This window comes from Stenotrophomonas hibiscicola ATCC 19867 (genome assembly GCF_000382065.1).
Taxonomy (GTDB): Bacteria; Pseudomonadota; Gammaproteobacteria; order Xanthomonadales; family Xanthomonadaceae; genus Stenotrophomonas; species Stenotrophomonas hibiscicola.
On record NZ_KB907498.1, the window covers coordinates 335,441 to 349,604 of the forward strand.

Annotated in this window: 11 protein-coding genes; 8 read left to right on the forward strand and 3 right to left on the reverse strand. The window is 68.0% G+C overall.

Going from position 1 to position 14,164, the window contains the following annotated elements:
- Positions 1-31: 31 nt before the first annotated feature.
- Positions 32-1,528, reverse strand: coding sequence for an aldehyde dehydrogenase (locus tag G370_RS0101785; RefSeq protein ID WP_019659060.1), 1,497 nt, complete (start codon positions 1,526-1,528; stop codon positions 32-34).
- 103 nt (positions 1,529-1,631) lie between these two features.
- On the opposite strand from G370_RS0101785, the gene aptA reads away from it, so the two are divergent.
- From aptA to G370_RS0101820, 7 genes are all read left to right on the forward strand, one after another.
- On the forward strand, positions 1,632-2,984 hold the full coding sequence (gene aptA / locus G370_RS0101790; protein WP_019659061.1) for an omega-aminotransferase AptA: 1,353 nt from the start codon (positions 1,632-1,634) through the stop codon (positions 2,982-2,984).
- Positions 2,985-3,047: 63 nt separating this feature from the next.
- Positions 3,048-3,926: a hypothetical protein gene (locus G370_RS0101795; RefSeq protein WP_019659062.1), complete on the forward strand. Its 879-nt coding sequence runs from the start codon at positions 3,048-3,050 to the stop codon at positions 3,924-3,926.
- Positions 3,927-4,049: 123 nt separating this feature from the next.
- Positions 4,050-5,336, forward strand: coding sequence for a DUF445 domain-containing protein (locus G370_RS0101800; RefSeq protein WP_019659063.1), 1,287 nt, complete (start codon positions 4,050-4,052; stop codon positions 5,334-5,336).
- Between the two features lie 271 nt (positions 5,337-5,607).
- The gene (locus G370_RS0101805) at positions 5,608-7,806 is read left to right on the forward strand and encodes a TonB-dependent siderophore receptor (protein WP_019659064.1); all 2,199 of its coding nucleotides are present in this window, start codon (positions 5,608-5,610) and stop codon (positions 7,804-7,806) included.
- A gap of 106 nt (positions 7,807-7,912) precedes the next feature.
- A complete protein-coding gene (locus tag G370_RS0101810) occupies positions 7,913-8,227 on the forward strand; it encodes a DUF3649 domain-containing protein (protein ID WP_010486186.1) in 315 nt (104 codons plus the stop codon).
- Entirely contained in the window at positions 8,224-9,852 is a 1,629-nt protein-coding gene (locus tag G370_RS0101815) for a PepSY-associated TM helix domain-containing protein (protein ID WP_019659065.1), read from the forward strand. The genes G370_RS0101810 and G370_RS0101815 overlap by 4 nt, the downstream gene beginning before the upstream one ends.
- The gene (locus tag G370_RS0101820; protein WP_019659066.1) at positions 9,849-10,178 is read left to right on the forward strand and encodes a DUF3325 domain-containing protein; all 330 of its coding nucleotides are present in this window, start codon (positions 9,849-9,851) and stop codon (positions 10,176-10,178) included. The genes G370_RS0101815 and G370_RS0101820 overlap by 4 nt, the downstream gene beginning before the upstream one ends.
- Before the next feature lie 155 nt (positions 10,179-10,333).
- Here G370_RS0101820 and rlmKL read toward each other — a convergent pair whose 3' ends face one another.
- Positions 10,334-12,472, reverse strand: a complete 2,139-nt coding sequence (gene rlmKL, locus G370_RS0101825; protein WP_019659067.1) for a bifunctional 23S rRNA (guanine(2069)-N(7))-methyltransferase RlmK/23S rRNA (guanine(2445)-N(2))-methyltransferase RlmL — start codon at positions 12,470-12,472, stop codon at positions 10,334-10,336.
- A gap of 145 nt (positions 12,473-12,617) precedes the next feature.
- Positions 12,618-13,145 carry an alpha/beta hydrolase gene (locus G370_RS0101830; RefSeq protein WP_019659068.1) on the reverse strand — a complete coding sequence of 176 codons (528 nt, stop codon included), beginning with the start codon at positions 13,143-13,145 and terminating at the stop codon, positions 12,618-12,620.
- Between the two features lie 72 nt (positions 13,146-13,217).
- Here G370_RS0101830 and G370_RS0101835 point away from each other — a divergent pair, with 72 nt between their 5' ends.
- Positions 13,218-13,784 carry an N-acetylmuramoyl-L-alanine amidase gene (locus G370_RS0101835; RefSeq protein WP_019659069.1) on the forward strand — a complete coding sequence of 189 codons (567 nt, stop codon included), beginning with the start codon at positions 13,218-13,220 and terminating at the stop codon, positions 13,782-13,784.
- Positions 13,785-14,164 lie beyond the last annotated feature (380 nt).

A 14,164-nucleotide genomic window follows, 5' to 3' on the forward strand; every position in this document is an offset into this window, starting at 1 on the left:
GCTCTACGAAAAGCGCTCGGCGGGCGCGTCGTTACAACTGGATCCAGGTGGCCTTGATCTCGCTGTACATGTCGAACGCATGCAGCGATTTGTCCCGGCCGTTGCCGGACTGCTTGTAGCCACCGAACGGGGCGGTCATGTCACCACCGTCCCAGCCGTTCACCCAGACGCTGCCGGCGCGCAGCTGGCGTGCGACACGATGGGCGCGGCCCAGGTCACGCGTCCACAGGCCCGCCGCCAATCCATAGCGGCTGTCATTGGCCACGCGCACCGCTTCGGCCTCGTCGTCGAAACCAAGCACGGCCAGCACTGGCCCGAACACTTCCTCGCGTGCCAACGCGTGGTCCGGACGCACCTGGTCGAACACCGTGGGCTGCACGTAGCAGCCGCCGGACTCCACCTCGGCCCGATGGCCCCCCATCAGCAGACGAGCGCCCTCGCCTTCGGCACGGGCGATATCGGCCAGCACCTTGTCCACGTGCGCGGCGTCGACCAGCGCACCCATCGGTGCATCGGCCTCCAGTGGATGGCGGGGCTGCATGTGCTGGCCATAGGCAATCACCTGGTGCACGAAGTCCTCACGGATCGAGCGCTGCACCAGCAGCCGCGAGCCGGCGGTGCAGACTTCGCCCTGGTTGAAGAAGATGCCCTGCGCCACGGCCTTGGCCGCTGCGTCCAGGTCCGGCGCGTCGGCGAACACCAGGTGGGGGCTCTTGCCACCGCATTCCAGCCAGACCCGCTTGAGGTTGGACCGTCCTGCATACTCCAGCAGCTTCGCACCGGTGGCGGTGGAACCAGTGAAGGCCAGCACGTCCACATCCATGTGCAGCGCCAAGGGCTCGCCCACGCGCGCACCATGGCCGGGCAGCACGTTCAGCACTCCGTCCGGCAGGCCCGCCTCGGCCGCCAGCGCCGCCAGCCGCAACGCCGACAGTGGCGAACGCTCGGACGGCTTGAGGACCACCGAATTGCCCATCGCCAGTGCCGGCGCGATCTTCCAGCAGGCCATCAGCAACGGGAAATTCCATGGCACGACCACCGCCGCCACGCCGGCAGGCTCGCGCGTGACCAGCCCCAGCTCGTGTGGGCCGGTCGGCGCGATTTCCCCGTACAGCTTGTCCACCGCTTCGGCGGTCCAGGCCAGGCAGCGCACCACGCCGGGCAGGTCGATACGGCGTGCGTCGCGCACCGGCTTGCCCATATCCAGGGTTTCCAGCAGCGCCAGCTCATCGGCGTGCTTCTCCACCAGCGCGGCCAGCGCCAGCAACACGCGCTTGCGATGCGCCGGGCTGGCCTGCGACCAGTGGCCCGCATCGAAGGCACGCCGCGCCGCCAGCACTGCGCGCTCCACGTCCTGTGCATCGCAGTCGGCGACCGCCGCGAGCACACGGCCATCGATGGGGCTGATGCAGTCGAAGCGGGCGCCGCTGGCGGCGTCGGTGTAGCGGCCATCGATGAAGGCCTGGCCGGGCATCGAAAGCTGCTGCGACAACGCCTGCCAGTGGCTGCGGTGGGGAAAGTCGGCCATGTCGGGCTCCACGGAACAGTTTCCCCGGTTATACCGGCGCGACCGCGACTTCACCGTGACGTGGCTGCGCTACATTTCCCCCATCGGACCCGACGGAGCTGGCATGAAGCGTCCCGGAAGCGACCTGCACGACCTTGGTACCCAGCGCCCGGAATCACTGGAGGCGTACTGGATGCCGTTCACCTCCAACCGCCAGTACAAGGCGGCGCCGCGTGTGCTGGTGCGTGCCGAGGGCATGCACTACGAGGATGTCGACGGCCGCCAGATCCTCGACGGTACCGCCGGCCTGTGGTGCTGCAACGCCGGCCACGCGCGGCCGCGCATCGTCGAGGCCATCGTCGATCAGGCACGCACGCTGGATTACTCGCCCGCCTTCCAGATGGGCTCGCCGCCGGCATTCGCGCTGGCGCAGCGGTTGGCCGCATTGGCACCAACGCCCCTGAACCATGTGTTCTTCACAAGCTCCGGCTCGGAGGCGGTGGATACCGCGATGAAGATCGTGCTGGCCTACCACCGCCAGCGCGGCGAGGGCCAGCGCACGCGCTTCATCAGCCGCGAGAAGGCCTACCACGGCGTCGGCTTCGGCGGCATGGCACTAGGCGGCTTGCCCAACAACCGCAGGGCGTTCGGCCTGCAGCTGGGCGGCGTGGACTACCTGCGCCACACCCTGGACCTGCAGCGCAATGCATTCAGCAGAGGCCTGCCGCGCCAGGGCGCTGAACTGGCCGACGACCTGGAAAGACTGATCACGCTGCATGACGCCTCGACCATCGCGGCGGTCTTCGTCGAGCCCATCGCTGGGTCCGCCGGGGTCATCCTGCCGGCGCCGGGCTACCTGCAGCGCCTGCGCGAGCTGTGCGATCACCACGGCATCCTGCTGGTGTTCGATGAGGTCATCACCGGCTTCGGCAGGGTCGGCATGCCCTTCGCCGCACAGCGCTTCGGGGTCACCCCCGACCTGCTGACCTTCGCCAAGGCGGTCAGCAACGGCGCGGTGCCGCTGGGCGGCGTGCTGGCCAGCGATGCGGTGCACGCTACGCTGATGCAGGCGCCACCGCAGGCCATCGAGCTGTTCCACGGCTATACCTACTCTGGTCACCCGCTGGCCTGTGCGGCCGCGCTGGCCACTCTGGAGGTCTACGCCGAGGAGCGCCTGTTCGAGCGGGCCATCGAACTGGGCGAATACTGGCAGGAACGGCTGCATGCGCTGCAGGGCCTGCCCAACGTGATCGACATCCGCAACTTCGGGCTGGTCGGGGCGGTCGAGTTGGCGCCACGCCGGGACATGCCCGGCAGCCGCGGCTACGAGGTGTTCCGGCGCTGCTTCCACGATGGCCGGCTGCTGGTGCGCTGTACCGGTGACATCATCGCGCTGTCGCCCCCGCTGATCGTGGACAAGGCGCAGATCGACCAGATCACCGGCACGCTGGGCGAGATGATCCGGGCCACCGCCTGAGCCCTGGCCGGCGGCGGCGAGCGGGTACAATGGGCGGTTCCGCTCCTGCTCGCTGCCGTGCCCATGGATATCGTCGTCAAAGAAGAACTCAAGGCCTATATCGACCCGCTGACTGCGGACGAACATGACGCGCTGGAGCGCAGCATCCTGGCCGAGGGCTGTCGTGACGCGCTGGTCCTGTGGGGCAACGTACTGGTCGACGGCCACAACCGCTTCGGCATCTGCCAGAAGCATGGCCTGCCCTTCAACACAGTACAGAACACCCGCTTCCAGAGCATGGAAGACGTGCACCTGTGGATGATCGAGCAGCACCTGGGCCGTCGCAGCGTGTCCGACTTCCAGCGCGGCGTGCTGGCGCTGCGCAAGCGCGACATCCTGGCCGCCCGCAAGCAGGTCGAGCAGGCCCAGCTGCAGCGCGAGAGCGACGGCACCGCGGACATCACCGACGAAGGCGGCGAAGACAGCCCGCCGTGGGAGCCGGCCCCGAAGCTCAGCCGTGCTGAGCTGGCCCGCGAAGCCAAGCTGAGTACCAGCCAGGTCGGCATGATCGAGCGCATCCATGCCCAGGCTGCACCCGAAGTGGTGGAGGCGGTGAAGGCCGGCGTGATCTCGATCAGCGCCGCTGCGGCCGTGGCCGACCTGCCCGAAGAGGAGCAGCGCGCTGCCGCCGCCGGTGGCAAGGACGAGCTGAAGCAGGCCGCCAAGCGCGTGCGCGAGTCCAAGCGCAAGCCGCGCGCGCCGAAGCCGGAAGCAGCCGAGATGGATTTCGAGGAGGCAAATGAGGACGAGATCGCCAGCCGCGATGCCGAAGTGCTGTTGGCGCTGGAACAGCTGGGCGAGGATGCCCCGGCCCTGCGCCGCCGCGTGGTCGCGTTGACCCGCGAGAACGACACCCTGCGCGCGCAGCTGGCCGCGCTGCGCAAGCAGCTGGAAGCGCTTTAAAAAACGCGGACCTCTCATGTAGAGCCGAGCCCATGCTCGGCTGCGGTTTGCCGCGCGCAAGGCAGCCGAGCATGGGCTCGGCTCTACAGGCAGGCATCACCGGGCTGCGGTTAGACTCGTGCAATGACGCCTGCCCACGATCCGCGCCGCGCCCAGCTGCGGCGCCTGAAAGCCCTCGCACTGGGCCTGCTGCTGTTGATGCTGGTCGGTTTCGCGGTCAGCCACTGGCAGGGCGAACGCGGCATCTGGGCCTGGGTTTCGGCCTTCTGCGAAGCCGCAGCCGTGGGCGCGCTGGCCGACTGGTTCGCTGTGGTCGCGCTGTTCCGGCGGCCGATGGGCCTGCCGATCCCGCACACCGCGATCATCCCGCGCAGCAAGGAGCGCATCGGCGACAGCCTGGCGCTGTTCGTGCGCGACCAGTTCCTGGAGCCGGGTGTGCTGCTGGCCAAGCTGCAGGTGTTCGATCCGGCCAGCCGCCTCGGCAGCTGGCTGGCCGACCCGGCACGCTCGCGCATGCTGGCCGACATGGCCCGCGGCTGGGCGCTGCAGGCGCTGGATTTCTTCGACGAAACCGCCGTGCGCCGGCAGCTGCACGCCTTTGTGGTGCAGCAGCTGCGGCAGTGGAATGCCGCCGCCACCGCCGGTGAGCTGCTGGCCCTGCTGACCGCCGATGGGCGCCACCAGCGCGTGCTGGACGAGGGCCTGCAGCGCCTGGGACGCTGGCTGGAGCAGCCGGAAGTGAAGGAGCGCGCCTCGCAGCTGATCGTGCGTTACATCCAGCGCGAATGGCCGACGCTGTCGAGCACGGTGAACTGGGTCAAGCCGATCGACGAGATCGGCGACAGCCTGGCCGAACGCCTGGCCCGCGCGGTGCTGGAAGAGCTGCAGCAGGTGCTGGCCGAGCCGCAGCATCCGCTGCGCCAGGACTACGAGACCTGGTTGCAGAACTACGTGCAGCGCCTGCGCGAGGATCCGGCGCTGGCCGAGCGCATCGAGCAGCTCAAGCAGGAAATGATCGACCACCCGGCCCTGCAGGAGTACGTGCAGGGGCTGTGGGCGCGCATCCACGCCAGCCTGCGGGCGGACCTGCAGCGCGAGGATTCGGCGCTGGTCGGCCACCTGCAGCGCAGCCTGGGTTCGCTCGGTGCCAGCCTGCAGGCCGACCCGGCGCTGCGCGAGGCACTGAACCAGCATCTGATGGAAGGTGCGCAGCGCCTGACCGGGCGCCTGCGCGAGGGCGTCACCACGCATATCGCGCAGACCGTGAAGGGCTGGGACGAGCGGCACCTGGTCGAACAGCTGGAACTGAGCGTGGGCCGTGACCTGCAGTTCATCCGCTTCAACGGCACCCTGGTCGGCGGGCTGATCGGCCTGCTGCTGCACGCTGCGACGGTCCTTTTCCACTTCTGAAGCCTCCCTGCACGGGAGCGGGTGCCGTCACGCTTGATTAACGAAATGCGAATGCATATCATTTGCTAATCGGTTGTACGCTTAGCCAAGCGGGGCACGGAAGCACGCACCCACCCGCCCCTTCGCCCGTGTACATCCCCCGACTACCGGGTCGCCCGCACTGCGCGGGTGGCGCACCGTCGATGGGACTCGCTGGGCGACGTGCGCGGAGCGCGCGGTTGCTGCGTCTGCGCATTCCATCGCCTGTTTCGTCCTGCATGGAATCGCACCGATGGCAATGCCGCTCAACCTCCCTCGTCCCTCTCTGCTGGCCCTGGCCGTGACCGCACTGATGATCGCTCCGCTGGCACACGCCGACGGCACCGCTGAATCTTCCGCGCGCACGCTGGACACCGTGAAGGTGACCGCCGATGGCGAGATTCCGAACAGCTACACGGTGAAGAACGCGCGCAGCGCGACCAGGCTGGACCTGTCGTTGCGCGAGACGCCACAGTCGGTGACCGTGATCACCCGCCAGCGCCTGGACGACATGGGCCTGTTCTCGCTGTCGGACGTGATGGGCCAGGTGACCGGCGTCAGCGTGTCGGTCACCGACAGCGAGCGCATCAACTATGTTTCGCGCGGCTACACCATCGACAATTTCCAGATCGACGGCATGCTCAACACGTTCGGTGGCTCGGTCAAGACCAACACCGACAGCGTGATCTACGAGCGTATCGAGGTGATCCGTGGCGCCACCGGCCTGACCACCGGCGCCGGCGATCCCTCCGGCACCATCAGCATGATCCGCAAGCGCCCCACCGACACCTTCCAGATGGGCGCCAACCTCACCGTGGGACGCTGGGGCAACCGCCGCCTGGAAGCCGATCTCGGTGGTCCGGTTGCCTGGGACGGCCGCATCCGTGCGCGCGTGGTCGCGGCCAAGCAGCAGAGCGATTCATTCCGTGATGTCTATTCGCTCGACAAGGATGTGTTCTACGGCATCGTGCAGGCCGACCTGAGCGACAGCGCGCTGTTCGAAGTGGGCTACGAATACCAGTCGCCGCGTACCACCGGCGTGACCTGGGGCGTGGTGCCGTACTGGGGCGCCGATGGCACGCCAGCCAACCTGCCTCGCTCGACCAACCTGTCGGCCTCGTGGAGCGCCTGGCCGATCGTGGAGAAGACCAGCTTCGCGCGGCTGGAGCAGCAGCTCGGCAACGGCTGGTCGGTGAAGGGCAATATCAGCCACGCCGTGCGTGATACCGACGGCAGCGTCTGGTACGGCGCCGCCGGCAATCCGCGTGCCGATGGAACCGGCGTCACCGCCTACATCTCTCACTTCAACGAGCACAGCACGATGGACGTGTTCGACGTCAACGTCGGCGGCCCGTTCCAGCTGTTCGGTCGCGAGCACGAACTGGTGTTCGGCTTGGGCCAGTCGGTGCGCAAGGGCGAGTCGGAAGGCATGGACTTCGACTACGACGATGCCTATGCCGTGGTGCCGGACTGGCGCCACTGGACCGGCAATGTGCCGGTGCTGCCGGTGACCCGCCTGGGCAGGCTGTCTTCGCAGAATGAACTGCGCCAGCGCGCAGCCTACGTTGCCGCGCGGCTGCGCCTGGCCGACCCGCTGCTGGCGGTGGCAGGCGCGCGCTACGGCAGCTGGGAAACCCGCAGCTGGGCCTATGGCTACGATGCCAATGGCAACCGCAATCGCACCACCCGCACCGGCTACAGGCCGGACGACATGCTCACCCCGTATGCCGGCCTGGTCTTCGACTTCAATTCGATCTTCAGCGGCTATGTCAGCTACACCGACATCTTCAAGCCGCAGAACTACCGCGACCGCAATGGCAACTACCTGGAGCCGGTGGTCGGCAACATGTACGAAGCAGGCGTCAAGGCCGAGTTCTTCGGCGGCCTGCTCAATGCCTCGGCCGCCGTGTTCGAGGGCAAGCAGGACAACGTCGCCGAGATCGATGATTCGGTGCCGGTGAACTCGCTGCCCGACGGCAGCCAGGCCTACCGCTCCACCGGCAAGGGCAACAAGGTCAAGGGCTGGGAGATCGAAACCCAGGGCAGCATCGGCGAGCAGTGGAACGTCTCGACCGGTTTCGCCCACACCGTCATCCGCAACAAGGACGGCGTGCTGCAGCGGACCACCGCCCCGCAGGATACCTTCCGGCTCAACACCAGCTGGCGCCCTGGCGGTATCGACGGCCGCTTCTGGCTGGGTGGTGGCGTGACCTGGCAGAGCAGCATCTGGAACACCAGCACCAAACCCGACCGCAGCAAGGCCAGGATCACCCAGGACGCGTTCTACCTGGTCAACCTCGCCGGCGGCTACCGCTTCAACGAGAACTTCAGCGCCCAGCTGAACATCAACAACCTGCTTGACAAGAAGTATTTCAACAACGTCGGTTTCTACAACGGCGTGTACTGGGGCGAACCACGCAATGTCACCGTGACGCTGCGCTGGAAGCTCTGACCCTGATGGATGGCACCGGTTCTGCGACCGGTGCCAGGCCAGGGATGGCCTCCTCCGGCGCACTGCGGTGCGCCGGCCCTCTTCCACTGAAACCTGCAGGAACGCCGTGGACCGCTCGCCCGCAACCGCCAGCCCCCGCACCTTCTTCTCCAACCCGCGCTGGGGCGTGCTGTCACGTTCGTTGGCCGCGATCTTCGGCGGCTATGCGCTGGCCTCGGTGACCAGCGTGTTCTGCGCGGTGGCGCTGCCCGGCGCGCGCGGCCAGACCGTGCTGACCGGCATGCTGCTGGCGATCCTGGTCGCCGCCTGCGCGGCGTTGTGGGCGTTCGCCACCCGCAGCGCGCTGCGTGCGTGGGTCGGCATTCTCGCTCCCGCCCTGCTGATGGCTGCCATCGCGCGCATGCTGGGGGCCTGGGCATGAAGAACGGATTCCGCCAGTCGATGGCCTGGCTGCACACCTGGACCGGCCTGCTGGTCGGCTGGTTGCTGCTGCTGATTTTCATGGCCGGCACCGCCAGCTACTACCGTGAAGAAATCAGCCGCTGGATGCGCCCGGAGCTGCCGTCCAGCAACGTCAGCATCGACGTCGCCGCGCAGCGCGCGGTGGACTACCTGCAGGCCAATGCGAGCCACGCCGAGAACTGGTTCGTCACCCTGCCGCAGCCGCGCAACCCGGCCATGCAGATGTTCTGGCGGCTGCCACCGGAACTGGCCGACCCCAGCCGTGGCCGCCGCGGTGGCTTCGGCGACGCCACGCTGGACCCGAACAGCGGCCAGGCACTGAAGGCGCGCGAGACCCGTGGAGGCGACTTCTTCTACCGCCTGCACTTCGACCTGCACTACATCCCGGTGTACTGGGCGCGCTACCTGGTCGGGTTCTGCGCGATGTTCATGCTGGTGGCGATCATCACCGGCGTGATCACCCACAAGAAGATCTTCAAGGACTTCTTCACCTTCCGCAAGGACAAGGGCCTGCGCTCCTGGCTCGACTTCCACAACGTCAGCGCGGTGATGGCGCTGCCGTACCACGCGATGATCACCTACACCGGCATCGTCACCCTGATGATCATGTACCTGCCGTGGGGAGTGAAGGTCGCCTACCCCCAGGACGAGGACAAATTCATCAGCGAGGCTTTCGGCGGCCTTCCGGAAGTGACCTCGCCCGCCGAGGGCCGCGCCACGCCGCTGCCGATCGCACAGTTGCTGGACAGCGCACGCGCGCATTGGCACGGCGTGGAGGTGGCCGGTTTCACCGTGTCCAATCCGGGGGCGGCCAATGCGGTGATCGACATCCGCCAGCGCGATGGCAAGCGCCTGTCCATCGACACCCCGGCCGTGCGTTACGACATGGTCAGCGGTGCTCTGCTTGAGGAAACGCCGCCATCGGGCGGTGCCACCGCCACCCGTGGTGTGCTGTACGGCCTGCACCTGGCGCGTTTTGCGGACTGGGGCCTGCGTGCACTGTTCTTCCTGTCCGGTCTGGTGGGCTGCCTGATGGTCGCCAGCGGCGTGGTGCTGTGGGCGGTGAAGGAACGACCGAAGCATGCCAAGAGTGGACGCACCGGCTTCGGCCTTCGCCTGGTCGATGCGCTCAACATCGGCACCGTGGCTGGCCTGCCGATCGCCTTCGCGGCGTACTTCTGGGGCAACCGCCTGCTGCCGCTGGACATCGCCGAGCGCGCGAGTGCGGAGGCCAACGTATTCTTCTACGCTTGGGCCGGCGCGCTGCTGGCCGCCTTCATCTGGCCGAAGCGAATGATGTGGGCGTGGCAGCTCTACCTGGGCGCGGCCGCGTTCGCACTGGTGCCGGTGGTCAATGCGTTGACCACGCATGCGCACCTGGGCAACACCCTGCGCAACGGCGACTGGGTACTGGCCGGCGTCGATCTTTCGATGATCGTCTTCGGCGCAATGCTGGCGATGTGCGGCTGGCGCATGCAGCGCTGGACGCCACCGCTGAGCGCGGCCGAGAAGAAGAAGCGTGCGGCGGCGGCTGCGGCGCCAGTGGCTGTGGTCGAAACCGCCGAAGCGGAGGCCAGTGCATGATGCTGCTGGCGTTGACCCTGTCGTTTTCCGCGTTCACCGCGCTGTCGCTGGCGATGGAAAGACACCAGTACGACCTGCACGGCAAGGCTGCGGCCAGCCCGGCACGGCGCACGCAGTGGCGGGTGCTGGGCTGGGCCCTGCTGACGGTGGCGTTCGCGTTGTGCGTGGCCGATCACGGCTGGGCGATGGGCCCGGTGCTGTGGCTGGGCGCAATGACCATGTGTGGCGTGGCACTCTCGTTCGGGCTGTATCCGTACCGGCCGAAGTGGATCGCACCGCTGGCGATCACGCTGCCGGCGCTGGGGCTGGTGGTGGCGTTGCTGTAACCGCCATCCACGCATGGCGTGGATCTACTGAACAACCATCCAGGCATGGCGTGGATCCACCGGCCAGACAGGGGTAGTGCCGGCCGCTGGCCGGCACCTCATGAACCCTTTGCGGATCTGACACCGTTGCCGGCCAGCGGCCGGCACTACCGGGCTTACCCCAGCCGCTTCAGTTCCCATGCGCGGTGGATGCGCGCGTTGCGCTCGAAATCCGGACCGATGGTGCGTGCGGTGATCTCGCGGCACTGGGCGAATTCGGCGATGGCGTTCTCTTCCAGCTTGAAGCGGCGGAAGTTGTTGGAGAAGTACAGCACGCCACCCGGTGCCAGCCGGGCCACCGCCGCCCGCAGCAGCTTCACCTGTTCGCGCTGCACGTCGAAATCATCGGCGCGGGCGGAGTTGGAGAAAGTCGGTGGATCACAGAAGATCACGTCGTACTGGCCGCGGTCGCCTTCCAGCCAGGCCATCGCGTCGGCCTGGACCAGCAGGTGCTGGTTGCCCCCCTGCCCGTTCAGCGCAAGGTTGTCGTAGCACCACTGAAGGTAGGTGGCCGACAGGTCGACGCTGGTGGTGCTGGCGGCACCGGCCACGGCGGCCTGCACGCTGGCCACGCCGGTGTAGCAGAACAGGTTGAGGAAACGCTTGCCACGCACCTGCTCGGCCATCATCCGGCGCAGCGGGCGATGGTCGAGGAACAGGCCGGTATCCAGGTAATCGAACAGGTTCACCTGCAGCAGCGCGTTGTTCTCTCGCACCACGATGAACTCGTCGCGCTGCTCGAAGCGGCCGTACTTGCTGCCGCCCTTGCCGCGCTCGCGCGATTTCATCGACACCTGTTCCGGTGGCACGCCGAACACTTCGCGCGCGGCGGCCAGCAGCTCATTGCGGCGGCGGCGCACGTCGTTCTCGGGAATCGCCGCCGGTGCCGCATATTCCTGCACATGCAGGAAGGTACGCCGCCTGCCCCCCTCTTCCTCGTAGACGTCGATGGCCGCCGCGTACTCCGGCAGGTCGGCGTCGTAGGCGCGGAAGCAGGTGATGTCCTCGCGGGCACGCCAGCTCTTGAACTTCTTCAGGTTCTTGCGCAGGCGGTTGGCCACCATCTGCGCGCCTTCGCTCAGCTCGCGGGGCTGTGCCGGATCACGGCCCGGCACAGCGATCGGATCGCAGACGATCAGCGCGCATTCCAGCGCACCGTTGAACATCTGGTACTTCTTGCTGGCGCGCAGGCCAGTGGCGAAGGCCAGCTCGTCATTGCCGCACAGCAGGCTGGCACGCCACTGCGGCACGGCCTTCTGCAGGGCATTGCCCAACGCGCGGTACAGCGCCGGATCGGCAGCCAGGCGTTCGTCGTACGGCGGGTTACAGACCACCGCTCCGATCTCCTGTTCGGGCGCGGCCAGGTCGGCGACATCGGCGCGGGTGAAGCGGATCGCGTGGGCGACGCCGGCAACCTCTGCATTCTCGCGGGCGGCCTGGATCGCGGCCGGGTCGATATCGCTGCCATGGATGACCGGCTTCAGCGCGGCCAGGCCGGCCGCTTCGCGCTCGCGTGCTTCGCTCTGGATGGACTTCCAGGCCGCCTTGTCGAAGCCCAGCCAACGGCTCGGCGGCAGGCTGCCATGCCGCATCAGGCCAGGGGCGACGTCGGCGGCCATCAGTGCACCTTCGATCAGCAGCGTGCCGCTGCCACACATCGGGTCCAGCAGGCCGCCTCCGGCGGTGTGCAGGCGCGGCCACTGCGCGCGCAGCAGCAGCGCGGCGGCCAGGTTTTCCTTCAGCGGCGCCTCGTGGGCGGCACCGCGCCAGCCACGGCGATGCAGCGGGCCACCGCCGAGGTCGATCGACAGCGAAGCACGGCCCTTGCGCAGCGACAGGTTGACGCGCACATCGGGCAGGTCGGTGTTGACCGAGGGGCGCTCCAGGCCTTCATCACGCATCCGGTCGACGATGGCGTCCTTGATCCGCTGCGCGGCAAAGCGCGCATGGGTGATCTTGTCACCGGACACGTGTGCGTCCACCGCCAGGGTCATCTCCGGCGTGATGTGCTCGTGCCACGGCAGCGCACGCACGCCGTCATACAGGGCCTGCTCGTCCGGGCAGTCGAACTCGGCGATCGGCCACAGCACGCGGCTGGCCAAGCGCGACCACATCACGATCCGCAGCGCCTGCGCCAGTTCGCCCTCGGCGTTGACGCCGGCAATGGTGGCGGTGGCCTTGGCAAGGCCCAGGGCCGACAGTTCATCGGCAAGCAGGTATTCCAGGCCCTTGGCGCAGGAGACGAAGAATTTCACGGGGTCGGTTCGCAGGTGGTCGGGCGCGGCACAGGGGCCGGGCCGGTCGGAAAGGAGGGCCGTAGGCACGGCCGGCAGGCCCGCGCCGGGGGCGGCGGGGCTGCCATTGTAGTCAATGCGGGCAGGCGCGCCGTGCGCCCCGGCTTCACAGTTGCCGCAGCAGGCGCTCGAAGGCCTGCGCAGAGGCCTCCACGTGGCGCTCCAGGCGGTGGCCATCGTCAACCAGCAGCAACTGCGCCGAACGCGCCTGCGCCCAGGCAATCACGCCGGCAGCCGGTACCACGTCGTCATGCCAGGCCTGCACCACCGTGGTCGGCACCACAGCGGCGTCCAGCGCCGGCATCGGGCCCATGGTGGTCGGCGGCACCATCAGGAACAGGCCGGCTACCGGCACCTGCAGCGAGGCGATGGCGGAAATGTAGGCGCCCAGGCTGGAGCCGGCCAGTACCACCGGCCCCTGACGGGCAGCGATGGCGGCGCGTTCAACCAGACGGCGCAGGCGGGTCGGCACGTCGCCCACCCGGCTGACCTCGCTCATCGCGTCCAGATCGGTGTAGTCGGGGCGCTCGTGGGTCCAGCCCAGGCGTTGGGCCACCTCGGCCAGCGCGGTGACCTTGGTCGCCTCCGGGCCGCTTTCGAAGCCATGGGAGAGGATGCAGTGGCCGCGACTCATGCGCGTGCTCCGTGGGCGCGGGCCAACCAGGAAAGAGAAGGCAGGTTCATGCCGCAATGCTAGCATCGCCGGATGCCCAACCCGCTCCTGCCCGGCCTGCAGCTGCAGCCCCTGCCCTACCACGACCGACTGCCGCTGCGCGATCCGGCCACGCTGGAGATGGTGGTGATCCACTGCACCGAGCTGCCCGATCTGGCGACGGCCCGCGAGTACGGCGAGCGCGTGCTGTATGACAGCGGTGCCGGCAACAGCGGGCACTTCTACATCGACCGCGATGGCAGCGTGGTGCAGTACGTTGCGCCCGAACGCGTGGCCCACCACGTGCGCGGCATGAACGCGCATACGCTGGGCATCGAGCTGGTCAATACCGGGCGCTACCCGCACTGGTTCGACAGCCGTCACCAGGCGATGGACGAGGCCTACACCGAGGCGCAACTGAAAGCGCTGGAGCGGCTGCTGCAGGTGCTGGTGGTGCGCTATCCGTCGCTGCAGCGGATTGCCGGGCATGACCAGCTGGACCTGGAGCAGGTGCCGGCCAGCGATGATCCGACGCTGAGGGTGGCACGCAAACGCGACCCGGGCCCGTTGTTCCCTTGGGCGCGGGTGCTGGCGAAGGTGCCGCTGCAGCCGGTTGGGTAAGCGGCAGGGCTGCGCCCTGCACCTGCGGTAGTGCCGGCCGCTGGCCGGCAACAGCAGGCTATCCGTGGGATGGCAGGGTGGGCCCGGTTGCGGGGGACGCCGTAAATCCCCAGGCCGGCCCAGCCGCTGGCGGCTGTGCGTTCGGGCGCTCGCGAAGCAGTGCTTCGCAAGCAAAGCGCCCTCACCCCTGGGGGCTTGGCCGCGGCATCCATGCCGCGGACACCCGCAACCGGACCCACCCCGCCTTCGACAGATTTCTGCCGCTGTTGGTGGGTGCCGACCGTTGGTCGGCACGGAGTCGGATCGATCGGAGGGTGCCTTTGTAGAGTCGAGCCGCGCTCCATGACCTGCGGGCGCCGATGATTTGAAGGCATCGCCAT

Coding starts and splice junctions, on each gene's coding strand:
- G370_RS0101785 (WP_019659060.1), bottom strand. CDS start 1,528: ATGGCCGACTTTCCCCACCGCAGCCACTGGCAGGCGTTGTCGCAGCAG.
- aptA (WP_019659061.1), top strand. CDS start 1,632: ATGAAGCGTCCCGGAAGCGACCTGCACGACCTTGGTACCCAGCGCCCG.
- G370_RS0101795 (WP_019659062.1), top strand. CDS start 3,048: ATGGATATCGTCGTCAAAGAAGAACTCAAGGCCTATATCGACCCGCTG.
- G370_RS0101800 (WP_019659063.1), top strand. CDS start 4,050: ATGACGCCTGCCCACGATCCGCGCCGCGCCCAGCTGCGGCGCCTGAAA.
- G370_RS0101805 (WP_019659064.1), top strand. CDS start 5,608: ATGGCAATGCCGCTCAACCTCCCTCGTCCCTCTCTGCTGGCCCTGGCC.
- G370_RS0101815 (WP_019659065.1), top strand. CDS start 8,224: ATGAAGAACGGATTCCGCCAGTCGATGGCCTGGCTGCACACCTGGACC.
- G370_RS0101820 (WP_019659066.1), top strand. CDS start 9,849: ATGATGCTGCTGGCGTTGACCCTGTCGTTTTCCGCGTTCACCGCGCTG.
- G370_RS0101830 (WP_019659068.1), bottom strand. CDS start 13,145: ATGAGTCGCGGCCACTGCATCCTCTCCCATGGCTTCGAAAGCGGCCCG.
- G370_RS0101835 (WP_019659069.1), top strand. CDS start 13,218: ATGCCCAACCCGCTCCTGCCCGGCCTGCAGCTGCAGCCCCTGCCCTAC.